The organism is Pseudomonas sp. GW821-FHT10B02 (assembly GCF_059415665.1).
Genome location: NZ_JBWKNR010000012.1, coordinates 84240 through 104788, shown reverse-complemented (window position 1 = coordinate 104788; position 20549 = coordinate 84240). Strand labels below are relative to the sequence as shown.

General features: G+C 62.6%; 20 protein-coding genes. 6 read left to right on the top strand and 14 right to left on the bottom strand.

What is annotated here, in order from left to right:
* Positions 1-59: 59 nt before the first annotated feature.
* From AC07OF_RS18575 to AC07OF_RS18565, 3 genes are all read right to left on the bottom strand, one after another.
* Positions 60-1169: an AGE family epimerase/isomerase gene (locus AC07OF_RS18575; protein WP_157194408.1), complete on the bottom strand. Its 1110-nt coding sequence runs from the start codon at positions 1167-1169 to the stop codon at positions 60-62.
* 57 nt (positions 1170-1226) lie between these two features.
* Complete coding sequence (locus AC07OF_RS18570; RefSeq protein ID WP_038615156.1) at positions 1227-1856, bottom strand: TetR family transcriptional regulator; 630 nt, start codon at positions 1854-1856, stop codon at positions 1227-1229.
* Between the two features lie 134 nt (positions 1857-1990).
* Positions 1991-2401 carry a phage infection protein gene (locus tag AC07OF_RS18565; protein WP_495073308.1) on the bottom strand — a complete coding sequence of 137 codons (411 nt, stop codon included), beginning with the start codon at positions 2399-2401 and terminating at the stop codon, positions 1991-1993.
* Positions 2402-2739: 338 nt separating this feature from the next.
* Here AC07OF_RS18565 and AC07OF_RS18560 point away from each other — a divergent pair, with 338 nt between their 5' ends.
* Positions 2740-4800 (top strand): AsmA family protein, encoded by a 2061-nt coding sequence (locus AC07OF_RS18560; RefSeq protein ID WP_495073307.1) that lies wholly within the window; start codon positions 2740-2742, stop codon positions 4798-4800.
* Positions 4801-4874: 74 nt separating this feature from the next.
* Here AC07OF_RS18560 and AC07OF_RS18555 read toward each other — a convergent pair whose 3' ends face one another.
* Entirely contained in the window at positions 4875-5405 is a 531-nt protein-coding gene (locus AC07OF_RS18555) for a ferritin-like domain-containing protein (RefSeq protein WP_157194405.1), read from the bottom strand.
* 124 nt (positions 5406-5529) lie between these two features.
* Between AC07OF_RS18555 and AC07OF_RS18550 the strand changes: the two genes are divergently transcribed.
* The gene (locus AC07OF_RS18550; RefSeq protein WP_157194404.1) at positions 5530-6420 is read left to right on the top strand and encodes a lipase family alpha/beta hydrolase; all 891 of its coding nucleotides are present in this window, start codon (positions 5530-5532) and stop codon (positions 6418-6420) included.
* Here the strand turns inward: AC07OF_RS18550 and AC07OF_RS18545 are convergent.
* A complete protein-coding gene (locus AC07OF_RS18545; RefSeq protein ID WP_157194403.1) occupies positions 6401-7297 on the bottom strand; it encodes a DMT family transporter in 897 nt (298 codons plus the stop codon). The two genes, AC07OF_RS18550 and AC07OF_RS18545, sit on opposite strands and share 20 nt — an antisense overlap.
* Before the next feature lie 97 nt (positions 7298-7394).
* Between AC07OF_RS18545 and AC07OF_RS18540 the strand changes: the two genes are divergently transcribed.
* Both AC07OF_RS18540 and AC07OF_RS18535 read left to right on the top strand, forming a co-directional pair.
* Positions 7395-8195: an AraC family transcriptional regulator gene (locus tag AC07OF_RS18540; protein ID WP_157194402.1), complete on the top strand. Its 801-nt coding sequence runs from the start codon at positions 7395-7397 to the stop codon at positions 8193-8195.
* A gap of 45 nt (positions 8196-8240) precedes the next feature.
* Positions 8241-9248 carry an AI-2E family transporter gene (locus tag AC07OF_RS18535; RefSeq protein WP_157194401.1) on the top strand — a complete coding sequence of 336 codons (1008 nt, stop codon included), beginning with the start codon at positions 8241-8243 and terminating at the stop codon, positions 9246-9248.
* Between the two features lie 103 nt (positions 9249-9351).
* Here the strand turns inward: AC07OF_RS18535 and AC07OF_RS18530 are convergent, their stop codons facing one another.
* Positions 9352-10617: an Hsp70 family protein gene (locus AC07OF_RS18530; protein ID WP_038615141.1), complete on the bottom strand. Its 1266-nt coding sequence runs from the start codon at positions 10615-10617 to the stop codon at positions 9352-9354.
* Between the two features lie 160 nt (positions 10618-10777).
* Here AC07OF_RS18530 and cbpA point away from each other — a divergent pair, with 160 nt between their 5' ends.
* Both cbpA and AC07OF_RS18520 read left to right on the top strand, forming a co-directional pair.
* A complete protein-coding gene (gene cbpA / locus AC07OF_RS18525; protein WP_038615139.1) occupies positions 10778-11725 on the top strand; it encodes a curved DNA-binding protein in 948 nt (315 codons plus the stop codon).
* Between the two features lie 2 nt (positions 11726-11727).
* Positions 11728-12033: a chaperone modulator CbpM gene (locus AC07OF_RS18520; protein ID WP_157194400.1), complete on the top strand. Its 306-nt coding sequence runs from the start codon at positions 11728-11730 to the stop codon at positions 12031-12033.
* A 103-nt stretch (positions 12034-12136) separates the two neighbouring features.
* Here the strand turns inward: AC07OF_RS18520 and AC07OF_RS18515 are convergent, their stop codons facing one another.
* From AC07OF_RS18515 to cycA, 8 genes are all read right to left on the bottom strand, one after another.
* The gene (locus tag AC07OF_RS18515; RefSeq protein WP_495073306.1) at positions 12137-12658 is read right to left on the bottom strand and encodes a GNAT family N-acetyltransferase; all 522 of its coding nucleotides are present in this window, start codon (positions 12656-12658) and stop codon (positions 12137-12139) included.
* Positions 12659-12664: 6 nt separating this feature from the next.
* On the bottom strand, positions 12665-13198 hold the full coding sequence (locus tag AC07OF_RS18510) for a GNAT family N-acetyltransferase (RefSeq protein WP_157194398.1): 534 nt from the start codon (positions 13196-13198) through the stop codon (positions 12665-12667).
* A gap of 35 nt (positions 13199-13233) precedes the next feature.
* Positions 13234-13932, bottom strand: a complete 699-nt coding sequence (gene urtE, locus AC07OF_RS18505) for an urea ABC transporter ATP-binding subunit UrtE (RefSeq protein WP_495073305.1) — start codon at positions 13930-13932, stop codon at positions 13234-13236.
* A 105-nt stretch (positions 13933-14037) separates the two neighbouring features.
* On the bottom strand, positions 14038-14859 hold the full coding sequence (urtD, locus tag AC07OF_RS18500; RefSeq protein ID WP_157194812.1) for an urea ABC transporter ATP-binding protein UrtD: 822 nt from the start codon (positions 14857-14859) through the stop codon (positions 14038-14040).
* A 35-nt stretch (positions 14860-14894) separates the two neighbouring features.
* Positions 14895-15974 (bottom strand): urea ABC transporter permease subunit UrtC, encoded by a 1080-nt coding sequence (urtC, locus tag AC07OF_RS18495; RefSeq protein ID WP_157194397.1) that lies wholly within the window; start codon positions 15972-15974, stop codon positions 14895-14897.
* Entirely contained in the window at positions 15974-17473 is a 1500-nt protein-coding gene (urtB, locus tag AC07OF_RS18490) for an urea ABC transporter permease subunit UrtB (protein ID WP_157194396.1), read from the bottom strand. The genes urtC and urtB overlap by 1 nt, the downstream gene beginning before the upstream one ends.
* A 126-nt stretch (positions 17474-17599) precedes the next feature.
* A complete protein-coding gene (gene urtA / locus AC07OF_RS18485; RefSeq protein WP_495073304.1) occupies positions 17600-18865 on the bottom strand; it encodes an urea ABC transporter substrate-binding protein in 1266 nt (421 codons plus the stop codon).
* 204 nt (positions 18866-19069) lie between these two features.
* On the bottom strand, positions 19070-20485 hold the full coding sequence (gene cycA / locus AC07OF_RS18480; RefSeq protein ID WP_096335690.1) for a D-serine/D-alanine/glycine transporter: 1416 nt from the start codon (positions 20483-20485) through the stop codon (positions 19070-19072).
* Between the last annotated feature and the right edge of the window lie 64 nt (positions 20486-20549).

Below are 20549 nucleotides of genomic sequence, written 5' to 3'. Positions count from 1 at the left end.
CGGCTCCCACAGGTTTTTCAGTGAACCCCTGTGGGAGCCGGCCTTGCCGGCGATTGACGTCAGATCTGGCGCTGCAACCCTTCCAGGCAGGTCGCCAGATGATAAGGCGTGGTCGACGGCATATCGCTGCGGCTGACCGCGCCACTGGCGTCACGGCATTCGTACCAGCCTCCGGCATGCAGAAAATGCTGCTGCAGCGCCTGCAGCTGGGTGAGGACCTTGCCGGCGCCGCCCGGGCGCAAGGCCAGGGCGCGCAAGTACTCGGCCTGGGCCCAGATGCGCTGGGTGGCATCGCGAACCTTGCCGTCGGCGTCGAGCATGGCCAACACCGCGCTCTCTTTCACTCCGCATTGCTCGGCATAGGCGAACGCCCGGTCGAGGGACGTGTGCAGCTCGCTACCGCGCAGCAACGCTGAAGACTCCAGCAGGAAGAACCACTCGAACTGATGGCCCGGTTCGAACCAGTTATCCACAGCGCCGCGTGGTTTCTCCAGCATCACCCCGTGTTCGGCATCGATGAAGTGCTCCTGCATGGCTTTGGCCAGCGTCTGCAGGGCATTTTCTACTGCTTGGTCATCGCGTACCGAGAGGGTCGCGAGGAACGCTTCAGCCAAATGCATCAGCGGATTCTGCAAAGGGCCGCTACCAAGGTCCGACCAGTCTTCATCGAGGCTGGCTTCATACAAACCGTCATCCCGGGCGAAACGTTCGGCGACCACACTCAGTGCTGCATTGAGGGTGGACTCGACCAGCTGCTCGCGAACCTGTCCCCAGTAGTGAGCGCAGGCAAAGATGATGAAGGCGTGGGTGTAGAGGTCCTTGCGCCGATCCAGCGGCTTGCCCTGGGCATCGATGCTGTAGAACCAGCCGCCATGCTCGGCATCGTGGAAGTGCCGTTGCAACGAGCGGAATAGCGCCGCTGCGCGTTCACGGGCGCCAGGTTGCTCGATGCGGCTGCTGAACAGGTACAGCTGACGGGCACAGGCCATGGCCCGGTAGCGCTCTGCAGGTAGCGGCTGCTGCTGTGCATTCAGCGCTTCGTAAGGCAGGGCCATTTCTGCATTCCAGCCCGGTCCTTGCCAGAGCGGCACGATGCGCTGGGTAAAGTGCGTCTGTACCTGTTCGAGCAGGGCAGGCAGTTCAGGCTGGGCAGTACGAAGGTCGGGCATGGAGAAGAATCGTCGCGATCGGTGCGTTTGCGCGCATGGTAGCAGGAAACGGCGCTATTACAGGGTACTGAGCCCCTGCCAATGCTTGGCGCCGACGAAGATGAAGCGCAATTGTTGGGTGATCTTGTCCTGGGCGCTCAGTGTTTGTCCGGCATCGTCGGCCGGCTCGTCGATCAGTTCCGGCAGGGTGGCGAACACGGTTTTTACCACCAGGTCGGCGATCACCGAGAGGGCGGCGTTATCCAGGTGCTGCCAGCGCGGCATGCGCTCAAGGTCGGTGGCCAGGTCCGAACTGATGCCCTGGCGCAGGGTGGCAATCGCCTGCCGTACCGGTTGCGAGCCACCGTATTGCTCGCGCGCGAGAAACAGAAACTGCGGGCGATTGGCCGCGACCACGTCGAGGAAGATACGCACCGAGGCGTCGGTAATGCCGCCGAGTTCGAGTTCATTGTGGCGGACCAGGCGAATGGTCTGGCGAAAGGTTTCGCCGACTTCATTGACCAGGGCCAGGCCGAGCTGGTCCATATCGGAAAAATGCCGGTAGAACCCGGTGGGTACGATACCCGCGCATTTGCTCACTTCACGCAGGCTGATGCTGCCGAAGCCTCGGCCACTTTCCATCAGGTGGCGGGCGGCATCCAGCAGGGCTTGGCGGGTCTGTTGCTTTTGTTCGGCGCGCGGCAGCATGGCGAGTATCGGTTGGCAGTGAAACAGCCCTGCACTCTAATAGCCTGCGCCAGGAAAAACAAAGCCCGGTCAATTGACCGGGCTTGGAGGGGAACCGTTGCAAGGCTGGGATCTCTTGTTGTCTGGCATAGGTTTCAGCTCACGCGTTGGTTCTTTTCGATCAGCCGGTCAGAACCACCTTCGGCTACGCGGATGTTACGTTCCAGCAGACGATCCGAGCCGCCTTCGGCTACACGGTTGTTGCGTTCCAGCAGACGATCCGAACCGCCTTCGGCTACACGGTTGTTGCGTTCCAGCAGACGATCCGAACCGCCTTCGGCTACACGGTTGTTGCGTTCCAGCAGACGATCCGAACCACCTTCAGCTACGCGATTGCGTTCTTGCAGGCGATCCGAGCCACCTTCGGCCAGGGTGTTCAGCGGTTGCGAGATCACGGTGGAGCTTGAACGGGACTCGGCGGTCAGGCTTTGTTCGCTGGCTGGAATGGCGAAGGCATTGGCGGCCAGGATGGACAGGGACAGGCTCAGCAGCAATTGGCGTTTCATGGTTCGGTGCTCCTTGGAGGGGCTGGAAAGTGGGTACGGAGCCAATGCTACGCTCGGGGGCGCCAGATAAAAGTTCATAAAGATAATGGTGACAATCGATGGAATTGATGCTTTGGCGCGAAGCCTCTAGCCTGCACTTTGTAGCCAGGTGAAAGGGCGGCGGCAGCGCTTTTCAAGGCAAGGACCGGCAAGCCTGATTGATGGAAAACCGAGAAAAAAGTCAGGAAAAAAGCGAAAACACCCATCGCCAGTTAAACCCCTCGGCTTTTCAGCAGTCCGATGACTAAGTGCCATCAATACGCCCATCAGTGCTTTATGGGCGTCAGGAGAATCATGCAATGACGCGTCCCGCCAGAATCCTCACCTGGACCCTCGCCAGCCTGTTGCTGATCGTGACCTTACTGGTAATCGTCATCGCGACGTTCGACTGGAACCGGGTCAAACCGACCCTCAATGCCAAAGTCTCCGAAGCGCTGCAGCGGCCCTTCGCTATCAACGGTAACCTCGCCGTGGTTTGGCAACGCGAGCCGCAGCAGGGTGGTTGGCGGGCCTGGCTTCCCTGGCCGCGCTTCATCGCCGAAGACCTGACCCTGGGCAACCCGGACTGGCTCAAGGAGCCGCAGATGGCTGCTCTCAAGCGTGTCGAGTTTCGCCTGGCACCCCTGCCGCTGCTGTTTCAGCAAATTGTCATTCCGCGCATCGATCTCAATCAGCCCACCGCCACGCTCAAGCGCCTGGCCGATGGGCGGGCCAACTGGACCTTCGATTTCGCTGCCCAGGATGAGCAGGCCGAGCCTTCCGGATGGGTGCTGGATATCGGTGCCATCGGTTTCGACAAAGGCCAGGTCAGCCTTGACGACCAGACGTTGAAAACCAGCCTGGATATCGTTATCGATCCGTTGGGCAAGCCGATCCCATTCGCCGATATTGTCGGCAAGGCCACGGCGCAGAAAAGCACTACCGCCCAGGATTATGCCTTTGCCCTCAAGGTCAAAGGGCGCTACAAAGGCCAGCCGCTCTCCGGCAACGGCAAGATCGGCGGCCTGCTGGCGCTGCAGGATGCAAGCCTGCCGTTCCCGTTGCAGGCCGACATGCAGATCGCCGATACCCGTATCGCGCTGGCCGGCACCCTGACCGATCCGCGCAACCTGGGCGCCCTCGATCTGCGCCTGCGGCTCTCGGGCGCGAGCCTGGGCAACCTGTATCCGTTGACGGGGGTGACCCTGCCGGATTCGCCGGCGTATTCCACCGACGGGCACCTGGTGGCCAAGCTGCATGAGCCCGGTGGTGCACTGTTTCGCTACGAGGGCTTCAACGGCAAGATCGGTGACAGTGATATCCATGGCGATCTGACGTTCGTCTCCAGCCAGCCGCGGCCCAAGCTCAGTGGCAACCTGGTGTCCAATCAGTTGCTGTTCAAAGACCTCGCGCCGCTGATCGGTGCCGACTCCAACGCCGAACAGAAAGCCCGCGGCGGCGCCAGCAAGCAACCGGCAGGCAAGGTCCTGCCGGTCGAGGAATTTCGCACCGAGCGCTGGCGGACCATGGACGCCGACGTGACCTTCAGTGGCAAACGCATCGTGCACAACCAGGCGTTGCCGTTCAACGACCTCTCCAGTCACTTTGTCCTCGATGATGGCGTGCTGCGCCTGGCGCCGCTGCGTTTTGGCGTGGCCGGTGGCACCCTTGATGCTCAGATTCGCCTGGATGGCCGCACGGCGCCGCTGCAAGGCCGCGCCCAGCTCAGCGCGCGTGGTTTCAAGCTCAAGCAGCTGTTCCCGACCTTCGAGCCGATGAAAACCAGCTTCGGTCAGCTCAATGGCGACGCCGACCTCAGTGGCCGCGGTAATTCGGTGGCGGCGTTGCTGGCCACTGCCAATGGCGACCTGAAGATGTTGATCAACGATGGCGCCATCAGCCGTGGTCTGATGGAAATCGCCGGGCTGAACGTGGGCAACTATGTGGTGGGCCAGTTGTTCGGTGACAAGGAAGTGAAGATCAACTGTGCGGCCGCTGATTTCGCTATCAAGGAGGGTCTGGCGACCACTCGCCTGTTCGTCTTCGACACCGAGAACGCGATCATCTACATCAATGGCACCGCCAACTTCGCCAGTGAGCAGCTGGACCTGAAGATCAATCCCGAGTCCAAGGGCCTGCGCTTGTTCTCGCTGCGTTCGCCTTTGTATGTGCGTGGTCCGTTTGCCAAGCCCAGCGCCGGCGTACAGGCGGTGCCGCTGGCCTTGCGGGGGGCGGGTATGGTCGCGTTGGGGGTGGTGGTTGGCCCGGCGGCGGGCCTGCTGGCGTTGGTGGCACCTGGCGGTGATGTGCCGAATCAGTGCACGCCGCTGCTTGAGCAGATGAAGGCCGGGAAGGCGCCGCGGACGGTGAAGGCTGGTTAAAAGCATCGCGGGGCAAGCCCGCTCCCACTGGCAGATCTAAAACCTGTGGGAGCGGGCTTGCCCCGCGATCAGTCTCAAAGCCCCTTGAGTAAATCCGCCATATCGTCGGCGTGCTCTTCTTCCTGGGCCAGAATGTCTTCGAAGATGCGCCGGGTCGTTGGGTCTGCTTCGCCGATGTACTGGATGATCTCGCGGTAGCTGTCGATGGCGATCCGTTCGGCAACCAGGTCTTCGAGCACCATTTCCTTGAGGTTCTTGCCGGCCACGTATTGGGCGTGGGAGTTCTTGCTCAGGTTGTCCGGGTTCAGGTCCGGCTCACCGCCCAGCTGCACGATGCGTTCGGCCAGCTTGTCGGCATGCTCCAGTTCCTGGGTGGCGTGCTCCAGAAACTCCTCGGCAGCGACACTGGCCTTTATCCCGCTGGCCATGTAGTAGTGGCGTTTGTAGCGCAGGGCGCAGACCCACTCGGTGGCCAGCGACTCGTTGAGCAGACGCAGAATCTTCTCCCGGTCGGCGTTGTAACCCTCGGTCACGGCGCCTTGCTCGACATGCTGACGAGCGCGTTCACGCAGGGTTTTCACATCGGTCAGTGCAACGGTGTTCATGCTCATCTCCCGGCTGACAGGTTGTACAGGGTTGGAACCGCGGCGCGCGTCGGGAGTTCGATTGCGATTGCAACGGAAGTACCTGTAGGGTGGGCCGACTGTCCACGGAACGGAGAATGCAGCCATGGCCCAAACGCTTGCCACGCGTTATCCACTGGTACTGGTGCCGGGCATGCTCGGCTTTGTCCGCCTGCTGCTCTATCCCTACTGGTTCGGCATTGTCTCGGCCTTGCGCCGGGGCGGGGCCAGGGTTTTTGCCATTCAGGTGTCGCCACTCAATGCCACTGAAGTGCGTGGCGAGCAGTTGTTGCAGATCATCGCCGACATCCGCCAGCGCACAGGTGCCGACAAGGTCAACCTGCTCGGCCACAGCCAGGGTGCGCTGACAGCACGCTATGCGGCGGCCAGGCGCCCGGAGTGGGTGGCGTCGGTGACTTCGATCGCCGGGCCCAATCACGGCTCGGAGCTGGCGGATTACCTGCTTGAGCATTACCCCGCCGATTCTGCCCGTGGGCGCTTGCTCAAGGCCCTGCTGCATGGCCTGGGGGTGTTGATGGGCTGGCTGGAAACCGGCTGGCGCGGGCCAAAGCTGCCGATTGACGTGCATGCCTCGCACCATTCGCTGACCCGCGCTGGCGTGGCCTTGTTCAATCAGGCTTATCCACAGGGCCTGCCCAGCACCTGGGGCGGGGAGGGGCCCGCCGAGGTCAACAGCGTGCGTTACTACTCCTGGTCCGGCACCTTGCAGCCGGGGCTGACCGACAAGGGCCTGAACCGCCTGGACGGCAGCAATCGCTTCTGCCGCCTGTTTGCCCGGACCTTCGTCCATGAGGCCGGGCAGTGCGACGGCATGGTCGGTCGCTACAGCTCGCACCTGGGCCAGGTGATCGGCGATGACTATCCGCTCGACCACCTGGACATCGTCAATCAGTCACTCGGTGCGGTGGGCAAGGGCGCCGACCCGGTGCGCCTGTTCACCGAGCATGCGGCGCGGCTCAAGGCTGCGGGGCTGTAACCGGGGTCGGGCGGATGGGCGTTTTCCAGCGTTCGGCGAGAATCACCCCGGCCAGGGTCAACAGACCGCCGAACAGGTGATAGCGCGCCAACTGTTCATCGAGCACCACGGCTGCGATCACTGCGGTGATCGCAGGCAACAGGTTGAAAAACAGCGTGGTACGGCTTGGCCCCAGGCGGCTGACGGCCTGCATCCAGGCCAGCGGCGCGACCATCGAGGCCAGTACGCAGGCGTACAGCACCAGGCCGATATTGCCCGGGCCAAGGCCGGTCCTGTCCGAGAACAGGAATAACGGGAATAGCACAACAATCGCCACCAGCACCTGCAGATAAAGCAGGAGCAGGGGAGGCAGGCGCAGTTGCCACTTTTTCAGCAAGGTGCTGTACAGCGCATAGGCCAGGGTGGCGATCAGCATCATGGCGTCGCCACCATTGACGCCATGATGCAGCAAGGCACCGAGGTCGCCGGCCGACACCACCACCAGCACCCCGACAAAGGACACCACGGCACCGATCAGCGCGCCGAAGGTCAGGCGCTGGCCCAGGCTGATGATCGCCAGAGCCAGCGACATCAACGGCATCAGCGACAGAATGATGCCCATGTTGGTCGCGCTGGTGATGGCGGCGGCGAAGTAGGCCAGGCTCTGGTACACCGCCATGCCCAGCACGCCGAGGATGAAGATCTTGCCCAGGTTGCGGCGGATTTCGGCCCAGTTGCGCAGCATCGGCCGCAGCAGGAACGGGGTGAACAACAGACCGGCCAGCAGCCAGCGGTAGAAACCGATCTCGGCGGGAAAAATCGCCCCGGCCGACATCTTGGTGACTACCGTGTTGCCGGCCCAGATCAGGATGGCCAGCAAAGGAAACGCATAATTCATGACGCAGGAACTCGTGTAGGTACAGGGCACTATTATCCACTGTCTGTCTTGCTAGCTATACTTGCATCCAGACAACCTGCCCATCGATCCAGACAGCATGCAGCGCAAATACCTCAACATCCCGCAATTCGCAGCCTTGCCGGCGCCGGTGTACTTTCGTTACGACGAGTTCGGGGCCGACACGCACAGTGCCGCGCACAGCCATGCCTGGGGCCAGCTCAACTATGCGGCCCACGGCATCATGCACCTGGAGATCGCCGGCCAGCGCTTTGTCTCGCCGCCGCACTACGCGGTGTGGGTGCCGCCGGACACCGAACACAGCTGCTACAACCCTCAGGCCATCGTCTACCGCTCGGTCTATCTGGACCGCGCCTTGTGCCAGGGATTACCGACGCAACCCTGCACGCTGGTGATCAGTGAGATTCTCAAGGCCATCCTCGGCGACTTTGCCCGGCGCGACGTGAAGGTTCCCGAGGATGAAGCCGACCGCCGCCTGGCTCAGGTGCTGATCGACCAGCTGCGCCTGGCCCCGACCCAGACCTGCTTTCTGCCCTATGCCCGCAGCGCCGGCCTGGATGGCGTATTGCAGGCCTTGCACGCTGAGCCCGGGGACAACCGGCCGTTGGCCGAATGGGCGGCGAGCGTGCATGTCAGTGAGCGCACCCTGGCCCGGCAGTTTCTGCGCGAGCTGGGCATCAGCTTTGGTGAGTGGCGCCTGCGCCTGCGCTTTCTGCGGGCCATCGATGCGCTGGAGCAGAACCTGCCGATCCAGCAGATTGCCTTCGACCTTGGCTACAGCAGCCCCTCGGCGTTTATCGCCATGTTTCAGCGTCATGCCCACTGCACGCCTGAGCAATATCGGCGTCAGGCCCGCACTGCCACTATGCCTGTCCGGTGAAGGCTGGCAGACTGCGTTTTTTCCTGCAGTTGCCCTTGAGGTTGTATGACCTTTACCCCGCGCCAGATCAAAATGGCCAGTTGGATCATCGTCTTCGCCGGCCTGTTGCTGGCGTTGCCGCTCAAGCTGTTGCCGAGCCTGCTGGCAGGCCTGCTGGTGTTCGAACTGGTCAACATGCTTACCCCCAAACTGCAGCACCTGATCGCCGGCGAGCGCGCGCGCTGGCTGGCGGTGGCATTGCTCGGCACCCTGGTGGTCAGCACCTTGACCTTGTTGTTTGCCGGTGCGATCAGTTTTCTCCTGCACGAAGCCGAGAATCCCGGCGCCTCGCTGGACAAGTTCATGCTCCTGGTCGATCAGGCCCGTGGCCAGTTACCGCCGTTCGTCGATGCCTACCTGCCGGCCAGCGCGGCGGAGTTCAAGGTCGCCATTGGCGAGTGGCTGAAGACCCATCTGGGTGAACTGCAACTGGTCGGCAAGGGAGCGGCGCACATGTTCGTCACCCTGCTGATCGGGATGATCCTCGGGGCCATCGTCGCCTTGCAGCGCATCCCGGATATTTCCCGGCGCAAGCCGTTGGCCGCGGCGCTGTTCAATCGCCTGGCACTGCTGGTCCAGGCATTTCGCAACATCGTCTTCGCGCAGATCAAGATTTCCCTGCTCAACACCTTTTTCACCGGGATCTTCCTGGCCGTGGTGTTGCCGATGTTCGGCGTGCACCTGCCGCTGACCAAGACCCTGATCGTGCTGACCTTCCTGCTGGGCCTGTTGCCGGTGATCGGCAACCTGATGTCCAACACCCTGATCACCATCGTCGGGCTGTCGCTGTCGATCTGGGTGGCGATGGCGGCGCTGGGCTATCTGATTGTTATCCACAAGGTCGAGTACTTCCTCAACGCGCGGATTGTCGGCGGGCAGATCAGCGCCAAGTCCTGGGAACTGTTGTTGGCGATGCTGGTGTGTGAGGCGGCGTTCGGGTTGCCGGGGGTGGTGGCGGGGCCGATCTACTATGCCTACCTGAAGAGCGAGCTGCGCCAGGCTGAGCTGGTGTGAGGCTTATCGCCGGCAAGGCCGGCTCCCACAGGTCTGGTCGATACAGGTCTATTGTGGGAGCCGGCGTTGCCGGCGAAAGGGCCGCATCGCGACCCCGGAAACCTCAACCGTAACGCTTGCGGGCTTCGATCGCCAAACCACTGCCGATACTGCCGAAGATGTTGCCTTCGACATGCCGCGCATTCGGCAGCATCGCCGCCACGCTCTGGCGCAGCGCCGGAATGCCGCTGGAACCGCCGGTAAAGAACACCGTATCAACCTGGGCAACGCCGACACCGGCCTTGTTCAACAGCTCGCTGACACTGCCACGCACGCGTTCGAGCAGGTTGTCGATCGACTCTTCGAACAGCGCCCGGGTCAGCTCGACGCTCAGCCCCGACTCAACCCGCTTGAGATCGACCAGGCGACGCTCGTTGTGGGTCAGTTCGATCTTGGTTTCTTCCACTTCCATCGCCAGCCAGTGACCGGCGCGCTGTTCGATCAGTTTGAACAAACGGTCGATGCCGTCGGTGTCTTCGATGTCGTAGCGCATGCTGCCCAGGGCCAGCTGGGATTTTTGCGAGTACACCGAGTTGATCGTGTGCCAGGTGGCCAGGTTCATGTGGTGGCTGGTCGGCATGAAGGCGCCGCTTTTCATCCGGCTGCCATAGCCGAACAGCGGCATCACGCCCTGCAGGCTCAATTGCTTGTCGAAGTCGGTACCGCCGATGTGCACACCGCCGGTGGCGAGAATGTCGGCATGGCGGTCATCGAGCATGTGCCGTTCAGGCGCCAGGCGTACCAGGGAGAAGTCCGAGGTACCGCCGCCGATGTCGACGATCAGTACCAGCTCTTCGCCCTGAATGTTTGACTCGTAGTCGAAGGCCGCGGCAATCGGCTCGTACTGGAAGGAGACTTCCTTGAAGCCGATTTTGCGGGCCACTTCGGCCAGGGTGTCTTCGGCTTCCTGGTCGGCGGCCTGGTCGTCATCGACGAAATGCACCGGGCGACCCAGCACCACTTCATCGAAGGCCCTGCCGGCATTGGCTTCGGCGCGTTTCTTCAGCTCGCCGATGAACATGCCCAGCAGGTCCTTGAACGGCAGGGCGGTGCCGAGCACGCTGGTGTCGTGCTTGATCAGCTTGGAACCCAGCAGGCTCTTGAGCGAGCGCATCAGCCGGCCTTCGTAACCTTCGAGGTATTCGTGCAGGGCCAGCCGGCCGTAGACCGGGCGGCGCTCCTCGATGTTGAAGAACACCACCGACGGCAGGGTGATCTTGCCGTCTTCCAGGGCGATCAACGACTCCACGCCCGGGCGATGCCAGCCGACGGTGGAGTTGGAGGTGCCGAAGTCGATGCCGCAGGCACGGGCCGGGGATGCGTCACTCATGGGTTGTACTTCCGGGGGAAAAACGGCCGCGCAGTTTATGCCAGTGGCCAGCAGAATCAAGACCGATTATCTGCTTTACAGCAAACCCAAGGGCACCTTGAAAGGCTATGCTTGACCCCAATCTTCAGAAGCATTGAACAACTTTACGGTGATTCCTTAGATGGACTTCAAAGACTATTACAAGATACTGGGCGTAGAGCCGACTGCGGACGACAAGGCGATCAAGACCGCCTACCGCAAGCTTGCGCGCAAGTATCACCCCGACGTCAGCAAAGAGCGCGACGCCGAGGAAAAATTCAAAGAGGCCAATGAAGCCTACGAGGCCTTGAGCAGCCCGGAAAAACGCGCTGAATACGACGAACTGCGCAAATACGGCCAGCACGGCCGGCCCTTCCAGGGCCCGCCTGGCTGGGAAAGCCGCAGTTCCGGCGGTTTCGAAGGCGGCGATTTTTCCGACTTCTTCAGCTCGATCTTCGGTGCACGTGGTGGCAACGGCAACCCTTTTGGCCGCGGCCAGCAACGCAGCAGCGGTCGGCGAGGGCAGGACGTGGAAATGGAACTGGCGATTTTCCTTGAGGAAACCCTGTCTGCGGAATCGAAGCAGATCAGCTTCCAGGTCCCGCAGCACAACGCCAATGGCCAGCGTACCGGCTTCACCACCAAAACCCTGAACGTGAAGATCCCGGCCGGGGTCAGCGATGGCGAGAAGATCCGCCTCAAGGGCCAGGGAGCACCGGGGATCGGCGGTGGCGCCAACGGCGACCTGTTCCTGACCATTCGCATGGCACCGCATCCGCTGTTCGATGTCGAAGGTCATGACCTGATCATCACCGTGCCGCTGGCGCCCTGGGAAGCCGCGCTGGGTACCAAGGTGGCGATGCCGACCCTGACCGGCAAGGTCAACCTGACCATCCGTCCGGACAGTCAGAACGGCCAACGCCTGCGCATCAAAGGCATGGGCCTGAGCAACAAGCAGGGCCAGCGTGGCGACCTGTACGCACAGTTGAAAGTGGTGATGCCGAGCCAGTCCGATGCCGCCGCCCGCGAGCTGTGGACCAAGCTGTCGGAGCAGGCCGCGTTCAATCCGAGGACACAATGGAGTAGCTGACCATGAGCAGTACCCTGATCGTTCAACTGGACATGCAGACCCTCTGTCAGGAAGCCGATCTGCCGGCGGCCTACGTGATCGAAATCGTCGAACACGGCATTGTCGAGCCTTCCGGGCGAACACCGGAAGACTGGCTGTTTGACGATCAGGCGCCGGTGCTGGCCAAGCGCGCGGCCAAGCTGCATCACGATTTGCACCTGGAGTGGGAAGGGGTGGCGCTGGCCCTGGAGTTGCTGGAGGAGGTTCAGCAACTGCGTAGTGAGAACAGTATGCTCAGGCAGCGCTTGGGCAGGTTTTTGCAGGGTTGAGTCACTGCGAGCGCTTCGAGCTCGATCGCTGGCAAGGCCAGCTCCCACAGGGCAAGCACCCTCCTTGTGGGAGCCGGCCTTGCCGGCGATTGGCCCCCAAGCCTTACAGCAATTTGTAATACAACGCCGTCGGCCGATAAGTGCCATCCGGCCCACAGGCGTATTCCGGAATTTCTCCCGCCTTGATATACCCCAGCGACTGATAGAACGCCTCTGCCCCCGACCCCGCCTCGGTATCCAGATACAAGGTACTGCGCTGTTTCTGCCGCGCCGCCGCTTCCAGGGCCTGCATCAGTTGCAGCCCCAGACCCCGGTGGCGCGCTGCGCTGTGCACCAGCAGTTTCTGCACTTCGGCGCGTTTCAAGCCGTTGAGCTTCTGGCACAGCCCCAACTGCACACTGCCCAGCACTTCCTTGTCTTTGCCGACCACCCACAGCAGCAGCTCGCCGCTGACCAGGCGCTGTTTCACTTCATCGAGATAGCTGTTGGCCTGCTGTGTATCGAGGTCCGCCAGAAAGCCCACCGAAGCGTCGTGCGCGACGGCATCCAGCAACAGCGCCATCAGGCCGTCGCGGTAGTAGGCAAAGCCTTCAGCGGTGACACGATTGAGTTGCGCTGCATTCATGGAACTTCACTCCGTTGAGCGTGGGGGCGCGCCGGGGTTGAGGATCAACTGCATAAATGTCAGGTCGAGCCAGCGACCGAACTTCACCCCGACCTGGGGCATCTGCCCGTTGAGGGTGAAACCCAGACGCTCGTGCAAACGGATCGAGGCGGCATTGCCGCTTTCGATGGCAGCGACCAGGACATGCTTGTCACAGGCGCGTGCGCGCTCGATCAAGGCCGCCATCAGTTTCGGGCCCAGACCGTTGCCGCGCTGGTCGCTGCGGATGTACACCGAGTGCTCGACGGTATGGCGAAAGCCTTCGAAGGGCCGCCAGTCGCCGAATGAAGCATAGCCAAGCACGTCGTCGCCTGCGGCTGCGTCCACGGCTACCAGGATCGGGTAGCGCTGGGCCTGGCGGGCGTCGAACCAGGCCTGGCGATTGGCTAGATCAACGGGTTGTTCATTCCAGATCGCCGTGGTGTTGAGCACGGCGTCGTTGTAGATGTCGCGAATGCCCGGCAGATCGGCAGTTACGGCATCACGAATCAGGTAAGTCATGGCAGCTTCTCGAACGTCTACGAAGTGTTGTCAGGTTAAATGGTTACCAGCCCGCGCACACCTTCGGCTTCCATGTTTCCACCGCGTCCGGCCTGGACGATTTCGCCGCGCGACATCACCAGGTACTGGTCGGCAAGTTCGGCGGCAAAGTCGTAGAACTGCTCGACCAGAAGGATGGCCATGTCGCCACGGGCGGCCAGTTTGCTGATGACCGCGCCAATTTCCTTGATCACCGAGGGCTGGATGCCTTCGGTTGGCTCATCGAGGATCAGCAGGCGTGGCTGGCTGGCCAGGGCGCGGCCGATCGCCAGTTGCTGTTGCTGGCCACCGGAGAGGTCACCGCCACGGCGGTGTTTCATCTGCAGCAGTACCGGGAAGAGTTCGTAGATGAACGGCGGGACGCTTCTGGCCTGGCTGGCGCTGAAGCGCGACAGGCCCATCAGCAGGTTTTCTTCGACGCTCAGGCGCGGGAAGATCTCCCGGCCCTGGGGTACGTAGGCGATACCGGCTTGCACCCGTTGATGCGGCTTGAGTGCGGTGATGGCCTGGCCCTCCCAGTGCACGCTGCCTTCGCGGGTGGGCAGCAGGCCCATCAGGCAGCGCAGCAGGGTGGTCTTGCCGACGCCGTTGCGGCCCAGCAGGCAGGTCACTTCGCCGACCCTGGCCTCGAAAGACAGACCGCGCAGGATGTGGCTGCCGCCGTAGTATTGGTGCAGTGAGTCGATTTTCAGCATGTCTGTTGTCCGTTTGTTGTCTGTACTGGCCTCATCGCTGGCAAGGCCAGCTCCCACAGATTGGAGAGCTGGCCCCTGTGGGAGCCGGCCTTGCCGGCGATGCGGTCACCGCCCCAGGTAAACTTCAATGACCCGATCGTCAGCCTGCACCTGCTCCAGCGAACCTTCGGCCAACACGCTGCCCTGGTGCAGCACGGTGACATGGTCGGCAATGCTGCCGACAAAGCCCATGTCGTGCTCGACGACCATCAGCGAATGCTTGCCGGCCAGGCCCTTGAACAGTTCGGCGGTGAACTCGGTTTCAGCGTCGGTCATGCCTGCCACCGGCTCGTCGAGCAGCAGCAATTGCGGGTCTTGCATCAGCAGCATGCCGATCTCGAGGAACTGCTTCTGGCCGTGCGAGAGCAACCCCGCCGGGCGTTGAGCAGAGGCGGTCAGGCGAATGGTCTGGAGGATTTCGTCGATACGGTCCCTTTGTTCGCCACTCAAACGTGCAACCAGGCTGGCGAGTACCGACTTGTCGGTCTTCTGCGCCAGTTCCAGGTTCTCGAACACACTCAAGGCCTCGAACACCGTCGGCTTCTGGAACTTGCGCCCGATGCCGGCCTGGGCGATCTGTACTTCGCTCATGCGCGTCAGGTCGAGGGTATCGCCGAACCAGGCCTTGCCGCTGCTGGGGCGGGTCTTGCCGGTGATCACATCCATGAGGGTGGTTTTACCCGCGCCGTTAGGGCCGATGATGCAGCGCAATTCGCCGACGCCGATGTACAGATTCAACGCATTGAGTGCCTTGAAGCCGTCGAAGCTGACGCTGATGTCCTCCAGTGTCAGGACTGTGCCGTGACGGGCATCCAGGCCTGCGCCGCGCACCTGGCCAAGGCCGATGGCATCGCGGCCGCTGCCGGCGTCGAGGATCGGTTCGAGCATGAATTCCGGGTGCACCGGTGGCAGTGGTATGGCTCTCATTGCTCCCCCTTTTTCTTCAGCAGGCCGACCACGCCTTTGGGCAGGTACAAGGTGACCACAATGAACAGCGCCCCCAGGCAGAACAGCCAGTACTCGGGAAACGCCACGGTGAACCAGCTCTTCATGCCATTGACCAGACCGGCGCCGAGCAACGGGCCGATCAGGGTGCCGCGCCCGCCGAGGGCCACCCACACGGCGGCTTCGATGGAGTTGGTCGGCGACATTTCACTGGGGTTGATGATGCCCACCTGCGGTACGTAGAGCGCGCCAGCCAGGCCGCAGAGCACGGCGCTGAGCACCCAGACGAACAGCTTGAAACCCCGTGGGTCGTAGCCACAGAACATCAGCCGGTTCTCGGCATCGCGCAGCGCGGTCAGGACCCGGCCGAACTTGCTCCGGGCCAGGCGCCAGCCGAGGTACAGGCTGACCACCAGCAGCGCGACGGTCAGCAGGAACAGCACTGCGCGGGTGCTTGGCGCAGTGATCGGAAAACCGAGGATGCTGCGAAAGTTGGTGAAGCCGTTGTTGCCGCCAAACCCGGTCTCGTTGCGAAAGAACAAGAGCATGCCGGCGAAGGTCAGGGCCTGGGTCATGATCGAGAAATACACGCCCTTGATCCGTGAGCGGAAGGCGAAGAAGCCGAACACCAAGGCCAGCAATCCGGGCGCCAGCACCACCAGGCACAGGGCCCAGGCGAAGTGCTGGGTGCCGGCCCAGTACCAGGGCAGATCGGTCCACGACAGGAAGGTCATGAACGCCGGCAGGCCATCGCCCGCCGCCTCGCGCATCAGGTACATGCCCATGGCATAGCCGCCGAGGGCGAAGAATAGCCCGTGGCCCAGCGACAGCAATCCGGCATAGCCCCAGACCAGATCCAGCGCCAGGGCGACAATGGCGTAGCAGAGGATCTTGCCGACCAGGGTCAGGGTATAGGCCGAGACCTGCAGGCCGTGCCCGTCGGGCAGCAACGACAGCAAGGGCAGGGCCAGCAGCACCAGCAGGACAACAGCAGCAATGGCCACAGTCCAGCGCGGGCCGGCCTTCTGGCTGGCGGTAACAAGCAGAGGCTGGTTCATCAGTCGATTACCCGTCCCTTGAGGGCGAAGAGGCCTTGCGGGCGCTTCTGGATGAACAGAATGATCAGCGCAAGGATGAGGATCTTGCCGAGCACCGCACCGATCTGCGGCTCCAGCAGTTTGTTGGCTATCCCTAAGCCGAAGGCGGCCCAGAGGCTGCCGGCCAGTTGCCCGACGCCACCGAGTACCACCACCAGGAAGGAATCGATGATGTAGCTCTGGCCCAGGTCCGGGCCGACGTTGCCGATCTGGCTCAGGGCCACGCCGCCGAGCCCGGCGATGCCCGACCCGAGGCCAAAGGCGAGCATGTCCACGCGCCCGGTGGGCACGCCGCAGCAGGCGGCCATGTTGCGGTTCTGGGTGACGGCGCGCACGTTCAGGCCCAGGCGTGTGCGGTTGAGCAGTAGCCAGGTCAGCAACACCACGAACAGGGCGAAGCCGATGATCACTATGCGGCTGTAGGGCAGGACCAGGTTCGGCAGCACCTGAATGCCGCCGGAGAGCCAGCCGGGATTGGCCACTTCAACGTTCTGCGCGCCAAACAGCAAGCGGATGGCCTGGATCAGGATCAGGCTGATGCCCCAGGTCGCCAGCAGGGTTTCCAGCGGGCGGCCGTACAAGTGACGGATCACCGTGCGTTCCAGCAGCATGCCGACCCCGGCACTGACGGCGAACGCCACCGGCAGGGCAATCAGCGGATAGAACTCGATGGCGCTTGGTGCGTAGCGCTGGATCAGCACCTGCACCACATAGGTGGCGTAAGCGCCGAGCATCAGCATCTCGCCGTGGGCCATGTTGATCACCCCGAGCAGGCCGAAGGTGATCGCCAGGCCCAGGGCGGCCAACAGCAGGATCGAGCCCAGCGACAGGCCGCTGAAGGCCTGGCCGAGCAGTTCACCGACCAGCAGCTTGCGCTTGACTTGGGCCAGGCTGGTTTCGGCGGCGGTGCGGACACTGGCGTCGGTTTCCACGCCGGGTTCAAGCAGCGATTCGAGGCGGGTGCGGGCCATCGGGTCGCCGGTTTCACCGAGCAGACGTACGGCGGCCAGGCGTACCGCCGGGTCGCTGGCTGCCAGTTGCAGGTTGGCCAGAGCCAGGCCGAGGGCCGCATGCACGGCGGCATCGGTTTCGCTGGCGAAGCGCCGGTCGAGGAAGGCGACTTGCGCCGGCTGGGCGCTTTTTTGCAGTTGCTGAGCAGCGGCCAGGCGCATCTTGGTGTCGTCGCTGAGCAACTGATGGCTGGCCAGGGCATTGTCCACAAGCCCGCGTAAGCGATTGTTCAGGCGCAGTTTGCGGTTGTCGCTGGCGCTGAGGCGGCCTTGCTGCAGGGAAGTCAGCAGTTCGAGGCGGGCCGGGTCGGGTTGTGCTGCCCAGTCCTGAAGCAGGCGCGCCTGCTCGTTGGTCTTGGCGGCAATGAAGTAGTCGGCGTCGCTGGACTGGGCGGCCAGGGGCAGCAATAGCAGGAGGCCGAGGAAAAGGCGCAGGAGAGCCTTGGGCATGAGGGTTTCCTTGTGGTGTTCTTGTTGGCCTCATCGCCGGCAATGCCAGCTCCCACAGGTACTGTATGCACCGAACATTGTGGGAGCTGGCTTTGCCGGCGATGGGGCGCACAGCGGCCCCGCTTCTCAGTTACCTTTCACCGCATAATCCGGCCGCTTGTCATTGCCCGGAATGAACGGGCTCCACGGCTGTGCCCGCAGCGGCTGCTCGGTCTCCCAGACCACATTGAACTGCCCGTCATCCTGGATCTCGCCGATCATCACCGGCTTGTGCAGGTGGTGGTTGGTCTTGTCCATGGTCAGGGTGTAGCCCGAGGGTGCTTTGAACGTCTGCCCGGCCAGGGCTTCGCGGACCTTGTCGACATCGGTGGTGCCAGCCTTCTCGACTGCCTGGGCCCACATATGGATACCGACGTAGGTGGCTTCCATCGGATCGTTGGTCACCGCCTTGTCGGCGCCCGGCAGGTTCTTGGCTTTGGCGTAGGCTTTCCAGTCGGTGACGAACTGGCTGTTGACCGGGTTGTCCACCGACTCGAAGTAGTTCCATGCTGCCAGGTGCCCCACCAACGGCTTGGTATCGATCCCGCGCAGCTCTTCTTCACCCACGGAGAAGGCCACCACCGGCACGTCGGTGGCTTTCAGGCCCTGGTTGGCCAGTTCCTTGTAGAACGGCACGTTGGAGTCGCCGTTGACCGTGGAGATCACCGCCGTCTTGCCGCCTGCGGAGAACTTCTTGATGTTGGCGACGATGGTTTGATAGTCGCTGTGGCCAAACGGCGTGTAGACCTCCTCGATGTCCTTGTCGGCCACGCCCTTGCTGTGCAGGAAGGCGCGCAGGATCTTGTTGGTGGTGCGTGGATAGACATAGTCGGTGCCGAGCAGGAAGTATCGCCTGGCCGCGCCGCCTTCTTCGCTCATCAGGTATTCCACCGCCGGGATCGCCTGCTGGTTCGGCGCGGCGCCGGTGTAGAACACGTTCGGCGACATTTCTTCGCCTTCGTACTGCACCGGGTAGAACAGCAGGCCGTTGAGCTCCTCGAACACCGGCAGCACCGATTTGCGTGACACCGAGGTCCAGCAACCGAACACCACTGCGACCTTGTCCTGGGTCAGCAGCTGGCGGCCTTTCTCGGCGAACAGCGGCCAGTTCGACGCCGGATCGACCACTACCGGCTCCAGCAGTTTGCCGTTGACGCCGCCTTTGGCGTTGATCTGCTCGATGGTCATCAAGGCCATGTCCTTGAGCGAGGTCTCGGAAATCGCCATGGTCCCGGACAGCGAATGCAGGATGCCGACCTTGATGGTCTCGGCGGCCTGGATACTCCAGCTAAGGCCCATCGCCGCGATGGACGCGCTGAGGGTGAAGGCCTTGATCAGACTGCGACGCTTCATAGTGCTCTCTCCGTTGAGTTCGAATGTGCGGGTAAGGCAGATGGCGACTTCGGGAGAGAGCTTTAGCAAGGGCTGTGCCGGAACCGTCGAGGGCTCTGGCACGGGCATTGAGGGGCGGGGAGACGAATACTTGCACCGGCCTGGGGCTGAACGGGGGAGGCGGTGCAGCCGGTTGCGCCGCGCTGGTGCGCAACCGGCTGGGGGTCAGTTCTGCTGGGTCGCCAACGCTTGGCGATTGCGCCGCACGAACTGATAGGTCACGGCCAGCAACAGGAACCACAGCGGCGTGACGATCAATGCCTGACGGGTGTCGCTCTCCAGGCTCAGCAGCACCAGGATGAAGGCGAAGAAAGTCAGGCACACGTAGCACATCAAGCGTCCACCGGGCATCTTGTACTTCGACGCCTGATGCAGGGCCGGGCGGTTTTTGCGGAAGCTCAGGTACGACAGCAGGATCAGGGTCCAGACGAACATGAACAGGATCGCCGACACCGTGGTCACCAGGGTGAAGGCTTCGATCAGGTCCGGAATCACGTACATCAGCGCCGCGCCGAGCAACAGGCAGGTGCAGGAGAAGTACAGGCCGTTGGCCGGTACCTTGCGGCTGGACAGGTGCTCGAAGCTGCGTGGGGCATCGCCTTGCTGGGCCAGGCCGAACAGCATGCGGCTGGTGGAGAACACACCGCTGTTGGCCGAAGAGGCGGCCGAGGTCAGCACCACGAAGTTGATGATGCTCGCCGCCGCAGGCAGGCCCGCCAGCACGAACAGTTCAACGAACGGGCTCTTGCCCGGTACCACGTCACGCCATGGCGTCACCACCATGATGGTGATCAGCGCCAGCACGTAGAAGATGATGATCCGCACCGGAATCGAGTTGATCGCGCGCGGCAGGGTGCGCTCGGGGTTCTTCGCTTCGGCGGCAGTGGTACCCACCAGCTCGATACCGACGAAGGCAAACACGGCAATCTGGAAACCGGCGAAGAAGCCCATCAGGCCATGGGGGAACATGCCGTCATCGTTCCACAGGTTGGCCAGGTTGGCGGTACGTCCGGCGGGCGATTCGAAGCCAACCAGGACCATGTACAGGCCGGTGCCGACCAGGGCGAGAATCGCGACGATCTTGATCATGGCGAACCAGAACTCGATCTCGCCGAACATCTTCACCGTGATCAGGTTCAGCGACAGCAGCAGGCCGACGCAGGCCAGCGCCGGTGCCCACTGGGGCAGGTCGGGAAACCAGAACTGTGAGTAGGCGGAGATGGCAATGACGTCGGCGATACCGGTGATGATCCAGCAGAACCAGTAGGTCCAGCCGGTGAAATAGCCCGCCCAGGGACCGAGCAGGTCGGCGGAGAAGTCGATGAACGACTTGTATTCCAGGTTCGACAGCAGCAGTTCGCCCATGGCGCGCATGACGAAGAACAGCATGAAGCCGATGATCATGTAGACGAAGATGATCGACGGGCCGGCGAGGCTGATGGTCTTGCCCGAGCCCATGAACAGCCCGGTACCGATGGCGCCACCGATGGCGATCAGCTGGATATGGCGGTTGGAGAGGCTGCGTTCGAGGTGTTCGTGTTCGTCAGGCGTGGGGTGTTGCGGGGACAGGTTCGCGGTCATAGGCTCGGCATTCCGTTCAGTACAGTTCTCTTGTGCGCGCTAGGCTAACACGCGCCTTCCTGGC

Bases quoted from the DNA above. Each gene is read 5' to 3' on its own strand.
- urtC (WP_157194397.1), bottom strand. From the start codon at position 15,974: ATGAACCAGCCTCTGCTTGTTACCGCCAGCCAGAAGGCCGGCCCGCGC.
- AC07OF_RS18535 (WP_157194401.1), top strand. From the start codon at position 8,241: ATGACCTTTACCCCGCGCCAGATCAAAATGGCCAGTTGGATCATCGTC.
- AC07OF_RS18545 (WP_157194403.1), bottom strand. From the start codon at position 7,297: ATGAATTATGCGTTTCCTTTGCTGGCCATCCTGATCTGGGCCGGCAAC.
- AC07OF_RS18520 (WP_157194400.1), top strand. From the start codon at position 11,728: ATGAGCAGTACCCTGATCGTTCAACTGGACATGCAGACCCTCTGTCAG.
- AC07OF_RS18540 (WP_157194402.1), top strand. From the start codon at position 7,395: ATGCAGCGCAAATACCTCAACATCCCGCAATTCGCAGCCTTGCCGGCG.
- AC07OF_RS18550 (WP_157194404.1), top strand. From the start codon at position 5,530: ATGGCCCAAACGCTTGCCACGCGTTATCCACTGGTACTGGTGCCGGGC.
- urtB (WP_157194396.1), bottom strand. From the start codon at position 17,473: ATGCCCAAGGCTCTCCTGCGCCTTTTCCTCGGCCTCCTGCTATTGCTG.
- AC07OF_RS18555 (WP_157194405.1), bottom strand. From the start codon at position 5,405: ATGAACACCGTTGCACTGACCGATGTGAAAACCCTGCGTGAACGCGCT.
- cycA (WP_096335690.1), bottom strand. From the start codon at position 20,485: ATGACCGCGAACCTGTCCCCGCAACACCCCACGCCTGACGAACACGAA.
- AC07OF_RS18515 (WP_495073306.1), bottom strand. From the start codon at position 12,658: ATGAATGCAGCGCAACTCAATCGTGTCACCGCTGAAGGCTTTGCCTAC.
- AC07OF_RS18575 (WP_157194408.1), bottom strand. From the start codon at position 1,169: ATGCCCGACCTTCGTACTGCCCAGCCTGAACTGCCTGCCCTGCTCGAA.
- AC07OF_RS18510 (WP_157194398.1), bottom strand. From the start codon at position 13,198: ATGACTTACCTGATTCGTGATGCCGTAACTGCCGATCTGCCGGGCATT.
- AC07OF_RS18565 (WP_495073308.1), bottom strand. From the start codon at position 2,401: ATGAAACGCCAATTGCTGCTGAGCCTGTCCCTGTCCATCCTGGCCGCC.
- AC07OF_RS18530 (WP_038615141.1), bottom strand. From the start codon at position 10,617: ATGAGTGACGCATCCCCGGCCCGTGCCTGCGGCATCGACTTCGGCACC.
- urtE (WP_495073305.1), bottom strand. From the start codon at position 13,932: ATGCTGAAAATCGACTCACTGCACCAATACTACGGCGGCAGCCACATC.
- urtD (WP_157194812.1), bottom strand. From the start codon at position 14,859: ATGCTCGAACCGATCCTCGACGCCGGCAGCGGCCGCGATGCCATCGGC.
- AC07OF_RS18560 (WP_495073307.1), top strand. From the start codon at position 2,740: ATGACGCGTCCCGCCAGAATCCTCACCTGGACCCTCGCCAGCCTGTTG.
- AC07OF_RS18570 (WP_038615156.1), bottom strand. From the start codon at position 1,856: ATGCTGCCGCGCGCCGAACAAAAGCAACAGACCCGCCAAGCCCTGCTG.
- urtA (WP_495073304.1), bottom strand. From the start codon at position 18,865: ATGAAGCGTCGCAGTCTGATCAAGGCCTTCACCCTCAGCGCGTCCATC.
- cbpA (WP_038615139.1), top strand. From the start codon at position 10,778: ATGGACTTCAAAGACTATTACAAGATACTGGGCGTAGAGCCGACTGCG.